The sequence below is a fragment of the Glutamicibacter sp. 2E12 genome, assembly GCF_050030965.1.
Classification (GTDB): Bacteria; Actinomycetota; Actinomycetes; order Actinomycetales; family Micrococcaceae; genus Glutamicibacter.
In genome coordinates this window covers 3,656,394-3,675,315 of sequence record NZ_CP188297.1, presented here as the reverse complement: position 1 = coordinate 3,675,315, position 18,922 = coordinate 3,656,394, and the positions used below count along the sequence as shown (strand labels likewise).

General features: G+C 61.8%; 16 protein-coding genes, 2 tRNA genes and 1 other RNA gene. 12 read left to right on the top strand and 7 right to left on the bottom strand.

Annotation, left to right across the window (positions count from 1 at the left end; translation table 11 throughout):
* Nucleotides 1-41: 41 nt before the first annotated feature.
* Nucleotides 42-569, bottom strand: a complete 528-nt coding sequence (msrA, locus tag ACP3TE_RS17445) for a peptide-methionine (S)-S-oxide reductase MsrA (protein WP_332499300.1) — start codon at nt 567-569, stop codon at nt 42-44.
* A gap of 132 nt (nt 570-701) precedes the next feature.
* On the opposite strand from msrA, the gene ACP3TE_RS17440 reads away from it, so the two are divergent.
* Together ACP3TE_RS17440 and ACP3TE_RS17435 are read left to right on the top strand one after the other, a co-directional pair.
* Entirely contained in the window at nt 702-1,655 is a 954-nt protein-coding gene (locus ACP3TE_RS17440; RefSeq protein ID WP_332499298.1) for a Nif3-like dinuclear metal center hexameric protein, read from the top strand.
* A 12-nt stretch (nt 1,656-1,667) separates the two neighbouring features.
* Nucleotides 1,668-2,051 (top strand): VOC family protein, encoded by a 384-nt coding sequence (locus tag ACP3TE_RS17435; RefSeq protein ID WP_332489260.1) that lies wholly within the window; start codon nt 1,668-1,670, stop codon nt 2,049-2,051.
* Between the two features lie 73 nt (nt 2,052-2,124).
* Here ACP3TE_RS17435 and ACP3TE_RS17430 read toward each other — a convergent pair whose 3' ends face one another.
* Nucleotides 2,125-2,904, bottom strand: coding sequence for a peroxide stress protein YaaA (locus ACP3TE_RS17430; protein ID WP_332489261.1), 780 nt, complete (start codon nt 2,902-2,904; stop codon nt 2,125-2,127).
* A gap of 117 nt (nt 2,905-3,021) precedes the next feature.
* Here ACP3TE_RS17430 and ACP3TE_RS17425 point away from each other — a divergent pair, with 117 nt between their 5' ends.
* From ACP3TE_RS17425 to ACP3TE_RS17410, 4 genes are all read left to right on the top strand, one after another.
* A complete protein-coding gene (locus ACP3TE_RS17425; RefSeq protein ID WP_332489256.1) occupies nt 3,022-4,464 on the top strand; it encodes an NAD(P)/FAD-dependent oxidoreductase in 1,443 nt (480 codons plus the stop codon).
* Between the two features lie 71 nt (nt 4,465-4,535).
* Nucleotides 4,536-4,891: RNase P RNA component class A (gene rnpB / locus ACP3TE_RS17420), an RNA gene on the top strand.
* 219 nt (nt 4,892-5,110) lie between these two features.
* Nucleotides 5,111-6,568 carry a glyceraldehyde-3-phosphate dehydrogenase gene (locus ACP3TE_RS17415; RefSeq protein ID WP_332489257.1) on the top strand — a complete coding sequence of 486 codons (1,458 nt, stop codon included), beginning with the start codon at nt 5,111-5,113 and terminating at the stop codon, nt 6,566-6,568.
* A 322-nt stretch (nt 6,569-6,890) separates the two neighbouring features.
* Nucleotides 6,891-7,937 carry a winged helix DNA-binding domain-containing protein gene (locus ACP3TE_RS17410; RefSeq protein ID WP_332728637.1) on the top strand — a complete coding sequence of 349 codons (1,047 nt, stop codon included), beginning with the start codon at nt 6,891-6,893 and terminating at the stop codon, nt 7,935-7,937.
* Nucleotides 7,938-7,949: 12 nt separating this feature from the next.
* Here ACP3TE_RS17410 and def read toward each other — a convergent pair whose 3' ends face one another.
* The 3 genes from def to ACP3TE_RS17395 all read right to left on the bottom strand — a co-directional run bounded on the left by def (nt 7,950) and on the right by ACP3TE_RS17395 (nt 10,600).
* Nucleotides 7,950-8,522 (bottom strand): peptide deformylase, encoded by a 573-nt coding sequence (def, locus tag ACP3TE_RS17405; protein ID WP_105657783.1) that lies wholly within the window; start codon nt 8,520-8,522, stop codon nt 7,950-7,952.
* A gap of 24 nt (nt 8,523-8,546) precedes the next feature.
* Nucleotides 8,547-9,695: an acyl-CoA dehydrogenase family protein gene (locus ACP3TE_RS17400; protein WP_426734512.1), complete on the bottom strand. Its 1,149-nt coding sequence runs from the start codon at nt 9,693-9,695 to the stop codon at nt 8,547-8,549.
* A gap of 829 nt (nt 9,696-10,524) precedes the next feature.
* A tRNA-His gene (locus tag ACP3TE_RS17395) sits at nt 10,525-10,600 on the bottom strand.
* A 1-nt stretch (nt 10,601) separates the two neighbouring features.
* Between ACP3TE_RS17395 and ACP3TE_RS17390 the strand changes: the two genes are divergently transcribed.
* Nucleotides 10,602-11,495 (top strand): DapH/DapD/GlmU-related protein, encoded by an 894-nt coding sequence (locus ACP3TE_RS17390; protein WP_426734511.1) that lies wholly within the window; start codon nt 10,602-10,604, stop codon nt 11,493-11,495.
* 97 nt (nt 11,496-11,592) lie between these two features.
* On the opposite strand, the gene ACP3TE_RS17385 is transcribed toward ACP3TE_RS17390, so the two are convergent.
* Both ACP3TE_RS17385 and orn read right to left on the bottom strand, forming a co-directional pair.
* Nucleotides 11,593-11,668 (bottom strand) — tRNA-His (locus tag ACP3TE_RS17385).
* Nucleotides 11,669-11,826: 158 nt separating this feature from the next.
* Nucleotides 11,827-12,438: an oligoribonuclease gene (orn, locus tag ACP3TE_RS17380; RefSeq protein WP_332488932.1), complete on the bottom strand. Its 612-nt coding sequence runs from the start codon at nt 12,436-12,438 to the stop codon at nt 11,827-11,829.
* Between the two features lie 235 nt (nt 12,439-12,673).
* On the opposite strand from orn, the gene mptB (ACP3TE_RS17375) reads away from it, so the two are divergent.
* The 5 genes from mptB (ACP3TE_RS17375) (at nt 12,674) to ACP3TE_RS17355 (ending at nt 18,905) form a co-directional block, all read left to right on the top strand.
* Complete coding sequence (mptB, locus tag ACP3TE_RS17375) at nt 12,674-14,173, top strand: polyprenol phosphomannose-dependent alpha 1,6 mannosyltransferase MptB (protein ID WP_332488930.1); 1,500 nt, start codon at nt 12,674-12,676, stop codon at nt 14,171-14,173.
* Nucleotides 14,173-15,654, top strand: coding sequence for a polyprenol phosphomannose-dependent alpha 1,6 mannosyltransferase MptB (gene mptB / locus ACP3TE_RS17370; RefSeq protein WP_426734509.1), 1,482 nt, complete (start codon nt 14,173-14,175; stop codon nt 15,652-15,654). The genes mptB (ACP3TE_RS17375) and mptB (ACP3TE_RS17370) overlap by 1 nt, the downstream gene beginning before the upstream one ends.
* A 57-nt stretch (nt 15,655-15,711) precedes the next feature.
* Nucleotides 15,712-16,815, top strand: a complete 1,104-nt coding sequence (locus tag ACP3TE_RS17365) for a VanZ family protein (protein WP_332488926.1) — start codon at nt 15,712-15,714, stop codon at nt 16,813-16,815.
* Between the two features lie 131 nt (nt 16,816-16,946).
* Entirely contained in the window at nt 16,947-17,717 is a 771-nt protein-coding gene (locus tag ACP3TE_RS17360; RefSeq protein WP_105657789.1) for a DUF2637 domain-containing protein, read from the top strand.
* Nucleotides 17,718-17,801: 84 nt separating this feature from the next.
* A complete protein-coding gene (locus ACP3TE_RS17355; RefSeq protein ID WP_105657790.1) occupies nt 17,802-18,905 on the top strand; it encodes a GTP pyrophosphokinase in 1,104 nt (367 codons plus the stop codon).
* Nucleotides 18,906-18,922: the final 17 nt, after the last annotated feature.

Below are 18,922 nucleotides of genomic sequence, written 5' to 3'. Positions count from 1 at the left end.
CTATGAGGTTCACAACTAACCCTAGTAGGCCAAAAGCGCGACTAGGCTTCGTTTAGCCATTGAGCGTAATATTTCCTGACTTTCGCGATCTTTGGATCGATAATCACGCGGCAATAGCCGACTTCCTGGTTTTCGGAGTAATAATCCTGATGGATTTGCTCGGCAGGATAGAAATCTTTGGACTCTTCCAGCGTAGTGACGATCGGATTGGGGTATACGCGCGAGAACTTCTCGATGGCGTCCTGGAAGAGGCCGCGCTGCTGGTCATCGAGCGGGAACATCGCCGAGCGGTACTGCGTGCCCACATCGTAGCCTTGGCGGTTCAGCGTGGTGGGGTCGTGCACGGTAAAGAACATGTCCAAGATGACTTCGGCCGGAACCACTTGCGGGTCAAAGATCACGGCGACACCTTCGGCATGGCCAGTGGTGCCGCTGCAGACTTCGCGGTAGGCCGGATCCTTGGTGTGGCCGCCGATGTATCCGGAAATCACGGCGTGGACGCCACGGGTTCGCTGGTACACGGCATCCAAGCACCAGAAGCAGCCGCCGGCTAGTATGAAGGTGCTCAGCTTGGTGTCCTGGACTTCCAGGAACGGGCTGAATTGATGAGGGGACTGAAGGCTGGGAATACTCACACAGTTCACAACGTTGCGGCGTTGCATTCTGTTCCATCCCCATACTCACCGCGTAGGGTGGTGGGTATGCAGAGCAAGGCAGATAACTCGCAAGACCTGGGGAAGAGCAGTGATTCCCTGGACGCCTCGACGCTCAAGCCCGTTACCGGAGAAACACCAGAGCAACCGGTGGAAGACACCTCGGTTCCGCAGACCACCTTGGGTAACGTCCTTGAAGCAGCTGAGGAACTTTGGCCAAAATCATTGGCCGAAGATTGGGATGCCGTTGGCATGGTGACCGGACGTACCAGCCAGCAGATTTCCAAGATCGTGATGGCTGTTGATCCAACGCTGGAGGTGATCGAGGATGCAATCGAGCGTGGGGCCGATCTGCTGATCACTCACCACCCGTTGCTCCTGCGCGGAGTCACCCAGGTTGCCGGCACCAATTTCAAGGGCGAAGCCATTCACCGCCTGATCGAATCCGGAACCGCATTGCTTACGGCGCACACCAATGCCGACAGCGCCATCGGGGGAGTCAACGATGCTCTCGCCGATGCCTTCGGGCTGAAGGACTGCGTGCCGTTGATCGAGTCCAAGGACGGACTGCCAGAAGAAGGCTTGGGACGAGTTGGCTTCTTGGAGAAGCCGATGAAGCTCGAGGATTTCGCTGAACGCGTTTACACCGTGCTCCCAGCGGTGGCTGGCGGTGTACGTGTCGCCGGAGACCGAACGGGCATCATCCGGAAGGTCGCCCTCTGCGGCGGTGCCGGCGATTCCCTGTTTGACGCGGTGCGCTCGCACCAGGCCGATGTCTACGTGACTGCTGATCTGCGCCACCACCCGGCAAGCGAAGCACGCGAAGCTGCCAACGGCGGGTTCCCTTACCTGATCGATGTTTCCCACTTCGCTTCGGAATGGGTCTGGCTGTCGGCTGGTGCCCGCGCCTTGGGCAACGTGCTCAACGATCTTGGGCACACCGTGGAGATCGAGGTTTCCCAAGTGAATTCCGATCCATGGGACTTCGTGCTGACTCCTTAGTCAGTGAATTCCATGCTGCATCATCTGGAAATATGGGTTGAGGATTTGGCAGCCAGCACAGCTTCCCTGGGCTGGCTGCTCACTCGCCTTGGCTATGTGGTGGATTCCCAATGGGCTGACGGCATCAGCTATGCCCGCGACGGATTCTATATAGTCCTGGAATCCGGACCGGATGCCAAAAAGCAACGGCATGACCGCCTGGGTCCCGGGCTGAATCATTTGGCTTTCCATGCTGGCACCAGGCAGGCGGTGGAAACGTTGGCTTCCCAGGCGCTGGATCACGGATTCACCCTGATGTTCCCGGAGCTGCACCCGTACGCCGGGGGACCAAAGCACTACGCGGCGTATTTGGAAGATGCTGCCGGATTCGAGATTGAACTAGTCGCAGCGCTTTGACGAAGCCGCATTAGCCATGCCAGCACCCTTCATCGGCAGAGCACCAGCCGCCTTGGCGACTTGCCCAAGGACGTTAATTCACGGTGGTGAACTGGTGGTCTTCCGGCAACAGGATGTTCAGCGCCAAGCCCTTCTTGTCTTCGACGAGGGACGCTTCCCACTTGGTCTGGACCAGTTCGAGCAATTCTCCAGGGTTTTTCGGTGCGACCGGTTGCTGGACCAGGAAACCGGCGACCTCGCCACGGGTATGCTTGGCAAAGTGCGAGACCACCTTCGGGACCCCATTGCGCATCTGGAAGACGTTGACCGCAACGGTGTTGCCATTGGCCGGCTTGTAGGCGGCCGCATAGGTGCTCGATCGCGCGTCCACGATCAGCTGGTCGCCGGAGACCGCATCCAGCACCGGAGCCAGACGCTTCTTCCACCAGGTGGCCAGCTTGCCCAGCGGCTCGAGCTTGACCGACATCGACAAGCGGTAGGGCGGAATGCGATCGCCAAAACGCACGGCACCCCACAGGGCGGAGACCACGATGATGGATTCATCGGCGCGACGCTGCGCTGCTTCATCCAGGCTTGCGTAGTCCAGGGCCTCGAAGAGCACCCCCGAGTAGATATCGTGCGCCTTGGCTGCGGGCTCGGTGTGCAGATTGATATTCCGCGCTACTTCCTTGGCCAGCGAGGCTCCGACTCCCAGCAGGTCCATGGCATCTTCGCGGGCTGAGACTTCAGCAAGGGCGTCAAGCACCAGCCGGCGTTCCCCGGAAAGCTCCGGAAAAGACAGATCCTCGATTTCGAACGGAGAACCTTCGGCGTGGGCGGTTTTGCCTTCGGAAGGCGGCAACAAAATAAGCACGCGTTCCAGCTTATCGGAGTTCACCTGATCTTCTGCCCAGGGCATGTACCCGCAGCGCAGATCTGGCTAGGCTGAACCCACGACCCAGCAGCGCTTCACGCAGAGCAAGGACAGAGCATGCCCCAGCAGAACTCAAGAGCTAGCCAAACTGCCTCCGGGCAGCACTGCGACTTCGACGTGATCGTGATCGGCGCCGGGCCGGCCGGGGAGAACGCCGCCGACTATGCCACCCGGCAGGGCCTGAAAGCGGCCATCGTCGAATCCGAGCTGGTGGGCGGGGAATGCTCGTACTGGGCATGCATGCCTTCCAAGGCCCTGTTGCGCAGCGGCGATGCGCTGCGCGCGGCACGCCGGGTTCCCGGGGCCCGCGAAGCGGTGACTGGTGCGCTGGATCCCGAGGCGGTGCTCGCGCGGAGGGACGCCTTCACCAGCAACTGGGATGATGCCGGGCAGGAACGGTGGCTGCGTTCGGCCGGCATCGAGTTGATCCGCGGCCGGGCGCAGCTTTCCGGGCGCGGCCTGGTGCAGGTGGCGGATCGCGAGTACTCGGCCCGGGCCGTAGTCCTGGCCACCGGATCCACTCCGGTTCTGCCGGGGATCGAGGGATTGGCTGAAGCCAAGCCGTGGGGCACCCGGGAGGCCACTGCGGCCAAGGCGATCCCGCCAAGGCTGGCCATCATCGGTGGCGGAGTTGCCGGGGTGGAGCTGGCCTTCGCCTTCGCCACCCTCGGGTCCAAGGTCACCATCCTTGCCCGCGGGTCGCTGCTGGGCCGCGAAGAGCCGTTCGCCGGCGAGCTGGTGGCCCAGTCGCTGGCCGAGGCCGGGGTAGTAGTGCACCAGGACACCACGCCGTTGCAGGTCCACCGCGATGAGCACGGGATAGCCGGCCTCCAGCTGCCCGGAGGATCCCTCGTGGAAGCCGAGGAAGTGCTCGTCTCCACCGGGCGGCGGCCGGAGATCGGGAACATGGGACTCGAAGCACTCGGGGTGGACCCGTCCCGGCGGCTGCAGGTCGATGACACGATGCTCGTGGCGGGTACCGACTGGCTCTACGCCGTGGGAGATGCCAGCGGGCGCAGCCCGCTGACCCACCAGGGCAAGTACCAGGCCCGGGCCGCGGGCGAGGCCATTGCCGCGAGGATCAATGGAACCGGGGTTCTCGATGCGCCCTGGGGCAGGCATGCGGCCACGGCGGACCACCATGCGGTGCCGCGCGTGGTCTTCAGCGATCCGCAGATCGCCGCGGTCGGACTCACCGAACGCCAGGCCCGCGACGCCGGTCTGCAGATTTCGGTTATCGAGCACGAGCTGGGTGCGGTGGCCGGGGCGAGCCTGCACGCCGACGGGTATTCCGGGCGGGCCAAGCTGGTGATAGACCAGGCGCGTTCGGTGATCGTCGGCGCCACTTTCGCCGGCCAGGATGCCGCGGAACTGCTGCATGCGGCCACCATTGCGATCGTCGGCGAGGTCAGCCTGGACCGGTTGTGGCATGCGGTCCCCGCCTATCCGACGATCAGCGAAATCTGGTTGCGGCTGTTGGAAGCCGAGCGCTTCGGGTAGCGCCAGTGTGGCCAGTGGCTCACGGTGGTGGTCAGCGTCGGGAAACTCGCGGGGCTAGAATGGTTAATGAATGGGATGGCCAGACGGTCGCGTGGCAAGCAATTGCCCCGAGGAACGTCCGGGCTCCGCAGAACAGGGTGGTGGGTAACGCCCACTCGGGGTAACCCGCAGGCTAGTGCCACAGAAAATAGACCGCCAGGATTTCCTGGTAAGGGTGAAACGGTGGTGTAAGAGACCACCAGCACCCCAAGTGATTGGGGTGGCTAGGTAAACCCCACTCGGAGCAAGGTCAGACAGACTGCGTTATGAGGGCTGTTCGCCCCATGCAGTCGGGTGGACCGCTAGAGGCTGCCGGCAACGGCAGTCGTAGATAGATGACCGTCCCGCTTCGGCGCGACAAAACCCGGCGTATCGACCATCCCATTCACACTCTTCCTTCCTGCGATTGCGCCGGCATCAGCCCTTAGTGCGCTGGTGAGATGATTCACAGTCCCCGATCCTCAGTTTTTCTGCGCACGGTCTAGAATGGATCATGTACTTACGAGGATGATCCTGTTACCTCGTGCCACCGCAAAAGCAATGGTGCTTCCCACGGTGCCAACCGACTTTATGGATCTGCGAGTCGGCTGAATTGGAAGGATTTTCTGTGACCCAGCAGTCTGTCGTTGCCCAGCAAGAATGGAGCGGGCGCGAAGAGCTCGCCGAGGCCATGATCCCACTGATCGGACGTCTGTACCGCAAGAACAATGTGGTGACCTCCGTCTACGGCCGCAAGCTGATCAACCAGTCCGCCATCGACATCATCAAGGCCCACCGCGTAGTGCGCCGCATCGATGGCGAAGAGCTCGACCTGAACGACACCAAGGCCATCCTGGATGCCATCGAGGCCCTGAACGTCGGTTCGGTAGCAGTTGACCTCGGCCGCGTGAACAAGAAGTTCAAGGAATCCGGTTCCGCTGATCTGAACGCTTTCCTGGCCGATGAATTGGGCGAGAAGGTTGGCCAGGCCGGCGCAACCGACGCTGAACCCCAGGACGTTGTCCTCTACGGCTTCGGCCGCATCGGACGCCTGCTGGCCCGCATCCTGATCGAGCGTGGCGGCTACGGCCTGCGCCTGCGCGCCATCGTGGTCCGCAAGGGCTCGGATGACGACATCGTCAAGCGCGCTTCGCTGCTGCGCCGCGACTCGGTGCACGGCCGCTTCGAAGGCTCGATCACGGTCGACGAGGAAAACAGCACGATCCTCGCCAACGGCACCCTGATCAAGGTCATCTACTCGAATGACCCGACCACCGTCGACTACACCGAGCACGGCATCGACAACGCCATCGTGGTGGACAACACCGGCCGCTGGCGCGATGAGGCCGGACTGTCCCAGCACCTGGCCGCCAAGGGCGTTTCCCGCGTGCTGCTGACCGCACCGGGCAAGGGCGATCTGAAGAACATCGTCCACGGCATCAACGATTCGTGGATCACCGCAGAAGACAAGATCGTCACCGCTGCCTCGTGCACCACCAACGCCATCACCCCAGTGCTCAAGGCCCTGAACGACAAGTTCGGTGTCACCCACGGGCACGTCGAGACCGTTCACTCGTTCACCAACGACCAGAACCTGATCGACAACTTCCACAAGGGCGAGCGCCGCGGCCGTTCGGCAGCGCTGAACATGGTGATCACCGAAACCGGTGCCGCCAAGGCAGTGGCCAAGGCCCTGCCGGAGTTCGAAGGCAAGCTGACCGGCAACGCGATCCGCGTACCGACCCCGGATGTCTCCATGGCGATCTTGAACCTGAACCTGGAGAACGGGACCACCAAGGAAGAGCTCAACGCCTACCTGCGTGAAACCTCGCTGACCTCCAGCCTGCACAAGCAGATCGACTACATCGATTCGCCTGAGGTTGTCTCCACCGACTTCGTCGGCTCGCGCCGCGCCGGCATCGTTGACGGCCTGGCCACCATCGTGTCCGGCAAGAACGCTGTCGTCTACGTTTGGTACGACAACGAGTTCGGCTACTCCTGCCAGGTTGTCCGCGTCATCGAATCGATGGCCGGCACCCACCCGGCAGCAGTACCAGCGCTGAAGGCTGAAGCCGTCACCGCCTAGGACCTCGCTGCTTGCAGCTGAAGGGACCATCCCAACGCATTGCGCGCTGGGATGGTCCCTTTTGCTATTCCATCCGGGCGGCACGAAGCCCTCCAAAGGACCTTCCGGGTCCAGGGGGCCAACGAGAACCAGCACCTGGCCAGCACCTCTCCAGCAAAGTCCAGGCAGGTCTCGACCTTTGCGCGCATCCGGGCTTGGAGGTCCGCTTGAGCCTGCGACGCCCCTGCATCAATGGCGGCTGCAGGTGCGCCGCTTCGCGGGCATCTCTGTACCTCCGCACTGCTAGGCTTTAGGCCATCAAGCATTGGATCGAGGTTGGTTAGTGGACAGTACCCGGACGCTGGCGGCGCGCATGGCGAGCCAGCTGCTACTGGAGCCGGCAGAATCCGTACTGCAGGCCGCAGAACGAATGCTCGCGTTCCAGTCCCAGGACTTCGCTGCAGGACGCTACGCGCTGGCTCAGCGCTCCGCAGCGCAAGAATCCCGACAGCAAGTCGATGCGCTCTTCAGCGAAGGACGGCTCGTGCGGTCATGGACCATGCGGGGCACGCTGCATATCTGCTTGGCCGAAGATGCGCGCTGGATGACTCGCGCAACGCGTGAACGCACCTTGCGCTCATCGGCCACACGGATGCGGGGACTGCAGATCGGCACCCAGGACATTGACCAGGCAGCTGGCATCATCAGCGCGCATCTGCAGGAGCACGGGCAAGCCAGCCGCACCGCGCTCTTCAAGGCACTGAACCAGAATGGAATGGAGACCGGCCAGCAGCGAGGACTGGTTATCCTGCAGGTCCTCGTCCTGGACGGGTTGATCTGCCAGGGGCCCATTCCACAAGACGCGAAACTCATCGCGCAGGACTTCGTGCTCGTGGATGAATGGATTGCACGTCACCGGGAACCAGAAGATCCGTTGGCGGAACTCTTGCGCCGCTACCTGCACTCGCATGGGCCAGCTACCCTTCGCGACGCAGCCTGGTACACGGGGCAGACGCTGACCACCACGAGAACCGCCGCGGAAGCACTCGGCGGCTTGCTGTCCAGCGCAGGAAGCGATGAGCGCGGGGAGTGCTACTGGGTCATCGCCGGCAGCCGCGCCCACCGGGAGCTTGAAGCGATGGAGCCCGCCGGGCTGCCACTGCGCCTGCTCGGTCCCTTTGACGAGTACTACCTGGGCTACGCGAATCGCACGCTGGTAGCCGACGAGCAGATGGCTGCGCAGATCCTGCCCGGCAAGAACGGCATGTTCCTGCCCTTCTGGCTAGAACAAGGCAGGGCTTCGAAGGTCTGGAACGCAGAAACAGCGCCCACCGGCAAAATCGGTGCGGCGCTGCATCAGCGGTATCTGGACTTCAAGACTGCCCGGTAGGCGGCAGGAGGCCTAGTGGCCGAATGGATCCTCATCGGTACCCGGCAACCAGGTGTTGCCAGGCACGCCCCAACCCAGAGCCTTCTTGGCCTTCTTCCACTTCTTCTCCCAGCGTGGCTGCAACTTGTCCACGTAGAGGTAGCCATCAAGGTGGTCGTACTCGTGCTGCATGATGCGCGCGAACCAGCCGTGCGCTTCGAAAGAGATCGGATTGCCGAACTCGTCGAAACCCTCCACCTTCGCATAGTCGGCACGCTGCAGCGGGTAGTTCAACCCGGGCACGGACAAGCAGCCCTCGGAGTCGTCATCAGCATCCGCAGGAGCCTGCGACACCTTTGAAAGCGTCAGCTTGGGGTTGATCACTACGCCCCGCTCGGGAGCATCGTCCTGGTCCGCGAAGACGTAGGTGAACATGCGCAGGCCCAAACCGATCTGCGGAGCCGCCAGGCCCACGCCATGCGCTTCATCCATGGTGAGGTGCATATCGGCAACGAGCTCGCGCAAGGCGCCATCAAACTCGGTGACCTCCACCGCACGCTTGTGAAGTACAGGTTCTCCGTAAACAGTGATCTGCCGAATAGGCACGTGATCGGTTCCTTTCAAAAGTGCTTAGAGTGCTCGTCCAATAGTTTCACGCATGATCTCGCTTGTGCCACCGAAGATGGTCAGCAAGCGGGAGGCAGTGAAGAACTGGGCAATCGGGTACTCCATGATGTAGCCATAGCCGCCATGCAGCTGCAATGCCTGATCGGAAAGCTTTTTAGCGCTCTCACTAGCCCAAAGCTTGACCTCGGCAGCCTCGGAAGGATCCAGCTCGCCGTCGTTGAATGCCAGGACGGCCCGGTCCACGAAGCTTTGGGTGACATGCGCCTCAGTCTTCAGGTTAGCCAGTTCGAAACGGGTGTTCTGGTACTCGGTCAGCGCCTGGCCAAAGGTCGAGCGGTTCTTCGCATGTTCCAGCGCCTGCTCGAAGGACGCGGTGCAGATCGCCGAGGCAGCCACGGCAATAGCCAGACGGGCCTGGGGAAGCTGCGCCTTGACATGGGCCAGGCCCTGTCCAGCCTCGCCAACAAGATCTGCAGCTGAGACGCGGACATCGTCGAAGAACAGCTCAGCGGTATCAGAAGCCCGCAGCCCAATCTTGTCGAAGGGGCTGCCGTTGGTGTACCCCTCGGAACGCTCGACCATGAACAGCGAGAATGACTGCTCGCCCGCCCGTCCGCTTTCGCCATCGGTGCGCGCAAGCACCAGAGCGGCATCGCCAAACGCAGCATTGCCGATGAAAGTCTTCTGGCCGCTAATCAGCCAGTCATCGCCATCGCGGACCGCCTTGGTGCGCACCGCGCGCAGGTCAGACCCAGCGCCAGGCTCGGTAAACGCGCAGGAGGTAATGGTGGAGCCATCGACCATGCGTGGAAGCCACTTGGCCTTGAGCTCGGCAGAGCCGTAGGAGAGCAGGTACGGCAGCACCAGGTCGTCGTGCAGGTGGAAGGCCAAGGCTACGGACAGATGCCCCGAACGCACGAGCTGCTCATCAAGCACTACACGGAAGCGGTAATCATCGATGCCCATGCCACCGAACTGCTCAGGCACTGCAAGACCCAGCAGGCCGTTTTCACCGGCAGACTGCCACACCTCGCGGGGGATCTGATGATCCTTTTCCCACTGAGCGTATTTACCGGAAATCTCCCGGGCGTTGAATTCCGTAGCCAGTTCACGGAACTGCTCGTGGTCCTCTTCAAAGAGCGCGCGTTTCACAGGGGGAGTACCTTTCGGTGGATGGAACGAAGGCATAAAGCTCACTGGCTTGCCGAAGTACATCATCCATTATGGTCGCTCAGGCCAATGCGTGCCTATTCGCCAGGGCAAACAACGATTCAAGTCACTAGATAACGCAAAAAGTCTCGAAAAACACGGGGGTAGACCCCAAAACACAACGCATTCGAACATAGTTTCGAATCCGTGTTCCTAGCCACCGAAATATGACTTAACGCCGCATCCGGGCAGCACTGCGCTCGCCGGTAGGTTCGAACTGCCTGTTCAATCGGTCCTGTCGGCGACGAGTCTGCAGCTCGCATCCGCGCGTAATGGCGTTGGCTTCACCGGAGCCAACGATAATTCAGATCGGGCCCCGGGTAGACGAGTGGCTCGTTGTGCAGGGCGGGCAGTGCCAATAGTGCAGCCCTGGACTGTCCCGCGGGTTGCGGATCACTCCACGCGAAATCGACCCGGTTGTCGCTTGATGGAATCTGTTTGTTTCGAGACTGCTGGCAGGGTTGCGTGCGATCGCGTCGAGGCGCCCGACCTGTGCCATGGAAGCGATCTTTTCGGCGTCGGCAGGGTGCCTGGGCATCTGGTGGTTCCATGCGGTGGCCATTGCCGGCGGTGAAGGCGGGTTGGCGGCTAGCGGCGCGATGCTGAACGCCGTGTCGGATTCGCTGGCGGGGACTGGTGGCGAGTGCCTCTGGATTCCAGATGTTCGGTCTGGAATCAACGAGGCCCGGTGCCTTGCTGATTGCGCTTCAAGGCGTCGGAAACGAGAAAAGACCTGGTTCGGAATTTCCATTCCGAACCAGGTCTTTCGATCTGGGGTGAGTAACGGGGTTTGAACCCGCGACCTTCTGGACCACAACCAGACGCTCTACCGACTGAGCTATACCCACCATGTCTACTTCGTTACTAGTCAGAAGCTGTAGTGCTCATGATCTCGTACCGGGCAACGAGAAATACTATACACGTATCCAGGCCGGAAATACCAATTCGCATGGAGCCATTTCCGGGATTGTGACGGGATGCTCATTATTCATGGCCGTGGGGCTGTTGCTCGCCGCTGAACTGCCTCATGAGATGGATCCCCGTGCCGTGATCACGCCTTTGCCAGCAGTACTTGCGGGAAATGCTTTGCTGCAGGTGCAGGGCCCGACGATGCTAGGCATCGACGGTGGAAGCCGATATAGTTCGAGCCACCGTGAAGAATTGATGATGGGGGAATTCTTGGGCATCGACGATCTTCTGGAAGCCTTGAATGCTGGCCAGAGAATTACCGCCGGTTCGCCGCTGCATGCGCTCATGCATAGCACAAGCCAGGACGCGCTGCGCATTTGCGCGGAGCTGAACGACGGCTACCGCAGCCCAGGGCAAGTGCGGGATTTGCTGCGGCAGCTGACCGGAACGAACGTTGACGACTCGGTGGTGCTATTCCCGCCGTTCAACTCGGAGTTTGGCCGCAATATCGATCTGGGGAAAAACGTCTTCATCAATGCTGGCTGCAAATTCCAGGACCAGGGCGGGATCAGGATCGGGGATGAGTGCTTGATCGGGCACAACGTCGTTGTGGCGACACTCAATCACGATCTTGATCCTGCTCGGCGGGCGGATATGATTCCGGCTCCAGTGATCATTGGGCGCAACGTTTGGATTGGCGCGAACGCGACCATACTTTCCGGTGTCACGATCGGCGAGAACGCAGTTGTCGCTGCCGCCGCGGTCGTAACGAAAGACGTCCCTGCCGGCGCTGTTGTGGTTGGCTCGCCAGCCAGGGTGGTGCGCACGGTCTAATTCTGCGGCTCGTCAGCTGAGCGGCGGCGTTGCCAGGCGTGCGGGTAAAGCAAAAGACTCGATCCGGAACGTTCGTTCTGGATCGAGTCTTTGTCTCTGGGGTGAGTAACGGGGTTTGAACCCGCGACCTTCTGGACCACAACCAGACGCTCTACCGACTGAGCTATACCCACCATGTTTGCTTCGTTACTAGTCAGAACGCTTTTGCGAACCAATTCCGTATCTGGCAACGAGAAATACTATACACACAATTCCGCGCTTGATGCCAATCGGAAGGCCCCTGGGGCACTGTGCAGTGCATCACCAATGCGCCGGGGCCTTCGTTTAGCGGTTAGCCGGCGCTTTCGGTGATCCCGGCGGCGATCTTCCTGGCCTCATCGGAGGTTGGTCCCGGCGCCGGCACCATGATGGCGTCGCGGTAGTAGCGAAGCTCGTTGATCGAATCCTGGATGTCGCCCAGTGCGCGATGGTTGCCGGTCTTGGCTGGAGCGCCGTAGTGCGCCTTCGGGAACCAGCGGCGGCTCAGCTCCTTCAAGGTCGACACGTCGATAATGCGGTAGTGCAGGTGCTCAATGACCTCGGGCATATCGCGTGCCAAGAAGTTCTTGTCGGTGCCCACCGAGTTGCCGCCCAGCAACGCCTTGTTCGGCTCCGGAACGTGCTTCTTGATGTAGTCGACCACCAGGCGCTGGGCTTCCTCCATGGAAATGCCGTTCTCCAGCTCGGGCAGCAGGCCGCTAACCACATGCATATTGCGAACGAAATCATCCATCTGCGCCAGAGCTGCCGGCTCGGGCTTGATGACTACCTGGATGCCCTCGTCGACGATCTCCAGATCGGAGTCGGTAATGAGCACTGCTACTTCGATCAATGCGTCGTTAACCAGATCCAAGCCGGTCATTTCGCAATCGATCCATACAATTTTTTCTGAGTTACTAGCCACGTAACCAATCTACACTTCAAGCAGCGCTGTGGGGGAGCGCACCCTCGTCGCACGGCGGAAGGACAGTGTTTCAACCGGCCTGGACGCGTGCTCGATGCTAAAATCGTCTGAGATTTCCGGCTGTTGAATTGCCTGCTTGCAAGGGCGCGGCACATGCGACGCTGGCTTAATTACTCTCGAACTCATGTCCGTTACAGCCCGAGGTGTCAGTGTGTCAGCCAGCAAGCCAGCAGCAGTGAGCTCCCCGCCCTACGCTGGAGTGAATAGGACCCTTCTCAGCGGCGTCATCGGTTCCTCCCTGATCCTTTTCGGATCCTTCGGTACCGGGTGGCTGGCCAGCGTATCCCCGCTGAACCGCGACCCGTTCTTCATCATGCTGCGCACCGAACCCGCTGGCGTGATCGCCTGCGTGATCCTGCTGGCCCTGGGTTGCTGGGTCCTCTTCCGTTCCTGGTGGCGCCTGGGCCAGAAGCTCAAGGGCTGGGGCGAGGGTTCGCTGAAGGTGGTCCGCCGTGCGGTCTGGCTGTGGAGCATCCCGATGTTCGTCACGTTGCCGATCATGAGCCGGGACGTGTTCGCCTACATCGGCCAAGGCCGGCTGGTGGATGCCGGGCAGGATCCTTATGTTGACGGAATATCCTCGCTGAATAACTGGTTCCAGCTCGGTGCCGACACCATGTGGGCGCAGGACGGCACCCCCTACGGCCCGCTCTACCTGAGCATCGAATTCCTCGTGGTCAAGCTGACTGGCCCTTCGACCGACGCGGCGGTCCTGGCCTTCCGCGCCATTGCATTCATCGGCGTGCTGCTCTGCCTGCGCTACGTGCCCAAGCTTGCCGAACTGCACGGTGTCTCCGGGGCCAAAGCCGCCTGGATGACCGTGGCGAACCCGCTGTTCCTGGTGAACTTCGTGGCCAGTGCGCACAACGATGCCCTGATGACCGGCCTGTCGGTCTGGGCTGTCTACCTGGCATGCAAGCGCTACGGCTTCTGGGCCATCGTGGTGCTGGCGGCCTCGGTGGGGGTCAAACCGATTACCCTGGTACTGCTGCCGTTTATCGGCCTGCTCTGGGCAGGGCCTAATGCTGCCTGGCCGCGCCGCATCCTCTACTGGTTCTACACCGGCATGATCTTCCTGGCCCTGATGACCGTGGTTGGGTGGCTCAATGGCTACTGGTTCGGTTGGCTGAAGGTCATGCTCTTCACCGGTACCGGATACTCCATCTTCTCCCCGGTAGGCATTGCGGTCATCGCGCTGAGCGGGCTGGTCTCCGCCATCGGGCTGTCCACCGAGTGGATCCTGCCCGCGGCCAAGCTCTTCGGCCGCCTGGTCGGCGTAGCCATCGCCTTTGTCTTGATCTTCCGCGGAAAGCACTCGCACCTGGTGCAGCGCATGGCCATCGCCTTCGCGGCGATTGTCGTGCTCTCCCCGGTGATCCAGCCGTGGTACCTCCTGTGGCTGCTGCCGTTCTTCGCCGCGACCGGCCTGCGCGATGACTGGCAGATGCTCTGGCTGCACCTGACCACCATCTTCTTCCTGGCCTACCAGGCCGCTGACCAGATCTTCGTCTGGCAGTTCCTGCAGGACTCCCTGGTGCCACGCGTCCAATTGATTTCCTGGGGCATCTCCATCGCCTGCGCCTTGTACCTTGTCTTCTTCGATCCGAAGACCAAGAACATCTGCGCTGATCTGCTCAGCTCGACCAACTGGCTGAAGAAGAGCAAGAAAGCCTAGTGGCAGTGGAGCAGCCGAAGCTGGCACCGCAGCGCGCAAGCCTGCGGTCACTATCATGGCAAGGGTTCACCGCCTCGGCCATGATCACCGTCGCCTCCTGGGGGATCGGCTGGTTCCCGCGCAACCAGCTGTCCCCGCTGGCACGCAGCGGCTTCTTCATAGAATTCCGAACCGAAGTGCCAGGTGTCATCAGCTGCATCGTGCTGATGGCCGTGGGAATTGTCTGGTTGACCCGAACCTGGATCCTGGCCCGGCCATGGGTCCAGGCTGCCGGTGAGATCACCGGGCGGGGACTGGCCCGCGTGCTGGCCATGTGGTCTGCTCCGCTGATGCTCAGCTTCCCGATCCTCAGCCGCGACGTCTACTCCTACCTGGCCCAGGGCCGCATGCTGCACGCCGGCAAATCCCCGTATGCCGAAGGCGTGTCCGCGCTTCCGGGCTGGTTCGATGGCGGATCCGACAGCCTGTGGGCGCAATCGCCCTCGCCCTATGGCCCGTTCTTCCTCGTGCTCGCCCGCATCATCTACTTCGCCTCCAACGGCATTCCCGAAATCGGCGTGGGCCTGCTGCGCATCATTGCCGTGCTCGGTGTTTGGGGCTGCTATCACTTCACTGCGAAGCTGGCGCAGAAAATGGGGCAGAGCGCCAACTGGGCCAACTGGGCCATCGTGGGCAATCCGCTGTTCCTGCTGACCATGATCGGCGGCGTCCACAACGACGCGTTGATGATCGCCGGTGTCTTCAGCGCCTTCGCCTATGCCTACGACCGCCGTCCCATGGCCGCCACGATGGCGCTGGCCATAGCCGTGTCGGTCAAGCCGATCGTGCTGCTGGCGCTGCCTTTTATCGGCTTGGTCCTGCTGGGCAGGAGCCCGTCGATGCGCGAGAGGTGGAAAATCTGGGCCAAGGTCGCGGCCCTCTCCCTGACCTGGCTGCTTTTGATCGGTGCGGTCACCAACCTCTGGTTCGGCTGGCTGCTTGCCATGTTCACCGCGGGCGATGCGGCGTTCCCGTACGCTCCCGTGGGACTGATCGGCTGGTCCCTGAGCAATCTCGCTGGCATATTCGGCGCCGATATCTCCTTGGTGAATGCGATCGTGGTGGGCGTCTTCCAGGTCATCGCGCTGGCCATTGTGGCGCGCCTGGCGCTGGCCAAGGAGATCTCCAGCCCGGTGCGCCTAGCGGCGTGGGCGCTCTCGGCGGTGGTGCTGCTGGCTCCGATTATCCAGCCGTGGTACATCCTGTGGCTGATGGCGCTGTTCGCCATTTCGCACAAGGTGTCCTGGGGATCTGAAAAGCTGATGATCTATGCATCCAGCCTGATCCTGGTGGCGGTTTTCGTCGACCAGCTCTCCATCGAGCAGTGGCACTCGGCCTGGGTGATGAAGACCCTGGCTGGCGTGCTCGTAGCGGGCTTGTTCATCGGCCTCTTCACTGCCGATGCCAGAACCAGGCAAGTGCTGCGCGGGCCGAAAGCATAGCCAAGGTCACATTCTGCAGCCCAGCTTTCTCCCGGAAAATTCCGCTTAGATAGAAATATGCAAACAATGTTCTGGCCAGCGGCAATCGCCATTCTCGGCGGCGCCCTCTTCTTGGCGTCCGCCGGCGTTTTCCTGCTGGCCGTGCAATACCGCCGGCATGGACGGTTGTCCTGGCGCCGCACCATCACCACCACAACCGCAGCCGTCTACGGATTCGGCCTGTTCAGCTACACCATGCTTCCGCTGCCGTCCACGCGCGACGAATTCTGCCGTCCCGGGGTGGCCATCCCGCAACTGGTGCCCGGCCGTTTCGTCGATGACTTCAGGCTGGCCATCGTGGAACGCGGACTGAGCGGATTCGCCACCAGCTTCACCCTGTGGCAGGTGCTGTTCAACATCATCTTGTTCATGCCCCTGGGCATCTTGGCCGTGCGCTGGCTGCGCGGCAACATTTTCACCGGTGTCCTGCTCGGCTTCGCGGCCTCGCTGGCCATCGAGCTGACCCAGTACACCGCTATTTGGGGGTTGTACACCTGCGCCTACCGCGTGGCCGACGTCGATGACCTGATCACTAACACTGCCGGCGCGCTGCTGGGCGCGATGATCGCCTACCTGCCGATGTTCCGCTTCCTGTCCGGCCCGGTGGAAGCGGACGCGGCCAATGCGCCGGCGCGGCCGGTGACCCGCGCCCGCCGTGCACTGGCCAACATCTTCGATGCAGGCTTCACCGCCGGCGCGCTCCTTGTCATCGGTGCTGCCCTTGAACTGCTGGAGCGCTTGGGTGCCCCGGAGTTCGGCCAACAGTGGATGAACTTCTGGCTTCCGCTGATCGTGGTCTTCTGCGTCTTCTGGCTGCCGAGCCTGGCGCCGGGACGGGCTACCCTCGGCCAGCGCTGTGCCTGGCTGATGCTCACCGACGGGCAGGGGCAACCGGCTCCGGCCGGCCGGGCCTTGCTGCGCAGCCTGCTCGGATTCGGCGGGATTAACTTCCTCTTCCAGATTTCCACCAGCATGGTCGACTTCACGCCCTACCCGCTGCTGAACATGCTCGTTGTGATCTATATCGCGATCAGCGCCTTCTACTTCATCTTCGAGGCGAATCACCGGGGACTGGCCGGAAAAATCAGCGGTACCGGTTTCATCGACCGTCGCGCCCTTTGAGCCAAGGCACCCCAGCACCGCAAGGCGCACGCTAAAATGGAACGCGGTGGTCTGCGCCTCGGGTGCGGTCCAGCAAACTCGCGTTTGAAGACATACCGATAATTCCCAAAAAGTTAGGTCTGCTCAGCAGCATGGAAGATAACAAACCAGAGGTCCCGGCCGAACCGCACCGCGCCGTCCTAGGCACGGCCGTAGGCGCGACGGTCCTCATTGCCATCGGCGCATTCGTGCTCTCGTTCGCTGCATTGACCGACCTGGCCGAACGCTCGGGCATCAGCCCGCGGCTGGCCTGGATCTGGCCAATCATCATCGACGGCATGATCGTGGCCGCCACCGTGGCCATCGTGGCCCTGAACGGCTTCCATCGCAAGGCCATGATCTACCCGTGGTCGCTGCTGTTCTTCGGTGCGATCGTTTCCACCGCGGCGAACTCCACCCACGCAATCTTGACCGTGGACTCGATCGAAAACGGAGTGCCGCCGCTGGTTTCCGCGCTGGTTGCCGCCATGCCGCCAATCGTCTTGCTGGCCATCACCCACCTGACCGTGCACATGTACCAGAAGAAGTCCGAAGCCGCGAAGCTGCGCGCTGAGCTGGAATACAACGAAGAGCAGGAAAACGCCGAGAAGTACGGCGTCGCTTATGATGATGGCTACAACGCTGCGCTGACCGACACCAAGACCGCCGAGGAAGAACGCCTATCGGTCCTGGAACAGGATCACCAGGACGCGCTGGCCCGAGCCCGCGCCGAAGGCATCGCGGCAGGCCGATCGGACTCGAAGGTCACCCCGATCAAGCAGAACGCGCAGCCAGCCAAGGAAACCAAGCCTGCAGCGCAGAAGAAGACCGAGGACAAGGCGCCATTGTTCGACGACATGGCTAAGCGCCTTTCCCGCCCATAAGGGCCGTCGCCGCACCCGGCTGGCGCCAGGGCATGAGCATGAGGACAGCATTTTCAGGAACGCTTTAGCATCCAGGAGGCATCAATGATGGATCCGGCGCAGGGCCAGGCGAACGACGAGTTCTCCGAACAGATTGCGGCCGCCGTTGAGCAGTACAAGTCTGTGACCGGCGAACTCAATACCGTCATGTCGGCCATGAAGGCGAAGATCCGCCGGTTGTTCGCGAATTCCGAGGTGCAACCGCTGTTCATTACCGGCCGGGTGAAATCGCCGCAGTCCTTCGCGGCCAAGGCCTCGCGCCGGCTGCAGGAAAGTTCCGAGACCGCCCCGGTGCTGGAATTCCCCAACCCGCTGCGCGAAATCCACGACATGGTGGGCATCCGCATCATCGTGATGCTGCCCCATGAAATCCAGCAGGTGGCCAGCCTGATCAAGTCGCACCGCGACTCCTTCGACTGCCGCAGCGACCGGGAGAAGGACATCGGCTCGGTGGAGTCCGGCACCTACGGCTACTCCTCGCGCCACCTGCTGCTCAAGACCCGCAGCGAGCCGATCGTGCGCAAATTCCAGGAGGCCTTGGGCAAGCCGGTGGTAGCCAGCGGCAACTTCGTCTTCGAAGTGCAGATCCGCACCGTGCTGCAGCATGCCTGGTCCGAAATGGAGCACGACATCCGCTTCAAGCATCCCGGCGAGGCCGCCTGGAATCCGCAGATCGACCGCCACTTCACCGCCACCGCGGCGATGCTGGAAACCGTGGAGGACTACTTCACGGACATCGACGAGCTGTACCACCGCCTGAACGGCTACCACGACCAGCAGGGCGCCGGATCCGAGCCGTTGACCGGCGAGAAGATCGGCGAAATATGGCAGACGCTGTTGCCGCACGTGGACCGCAAGCGCGATGACGATTGGTCCTGGGCCGCCGAGCTGCTCGGCTCCCACGGCATCGACCAGACCTGGCAGCTGGCGCAGCTGCTGGATGCGAATGTGGTCACCGATGTGCGTGCGGCGCTGGACCACCGGTACTCGCCGGGCCCGGACCGCTTGCTGGACGACGTGCTGCTCTGGCGCTTCGGCAAGGACCACATCGACAAGACCAGCGGCGGGGACCTGCGCCGCGAAGCCTCCTTGCGCCGCCGCCTGATCCAGATGATGGATTACCGATCGCAACCCAGCGACAAGGAATAATTTCGATTCGAAGCCCG

Excerpts from the sequence above, each read along its gene's own strand:
- ACP3TE_RS17440 (WP_332499298.1), top strand. The coding sequence starts at position 702 with ATGCAGAGCAAGGCAGATAACTCGCAAGACCTGGGGAAGAGCAGTGAT.
- ACP3TE_RS17435 (WP_332489260.1), top strand. The coding sequence starts at position 1,668 with ATGCTGCATCATCTGGAAATATGGGTTGAGGATTTGGCAGCCAGCACA.
- ACP3TE_RS17425 (WP_332489256.1), top strand. The coding sequence starts at position 3,022 with ATGCCCCAGCAGAACTCAAGAGCTAGCCAAACTGCCTCCGGGCAGCAC.
- ACP3TE_RS17390 (WP_426734511.1), top strand. The coding sequence starts at position 10,602 with ATGTCTACTTCGTTACTAGTCAGAAGCTGTAGTGCTCATGATCTCGTA.
- ACP3TE_RS17365 (WP_332488926.1), top strand. The coding sequence starts at position 15,712 with ATGCAAACAATGTTCTGGCCAGCGGCAATCGCCATTCTCGGCGGCGCC.
- ACP3TE_RS17360 (WP_105657789.1), top strand. The coding sequence starts at position 16,947 with ATGGAAGATAACAAACCAGAGGTCCCGGCCGAACCGCACCGCGCCGTC.
- ACP3TE_RS17355 (WP_105657790.1), top strand. The coding sequence starts at position 17,802 with ATGATGGATCCGGCGCAGGGCCAGGCGAACGACGAGTTCTCCGAACAG.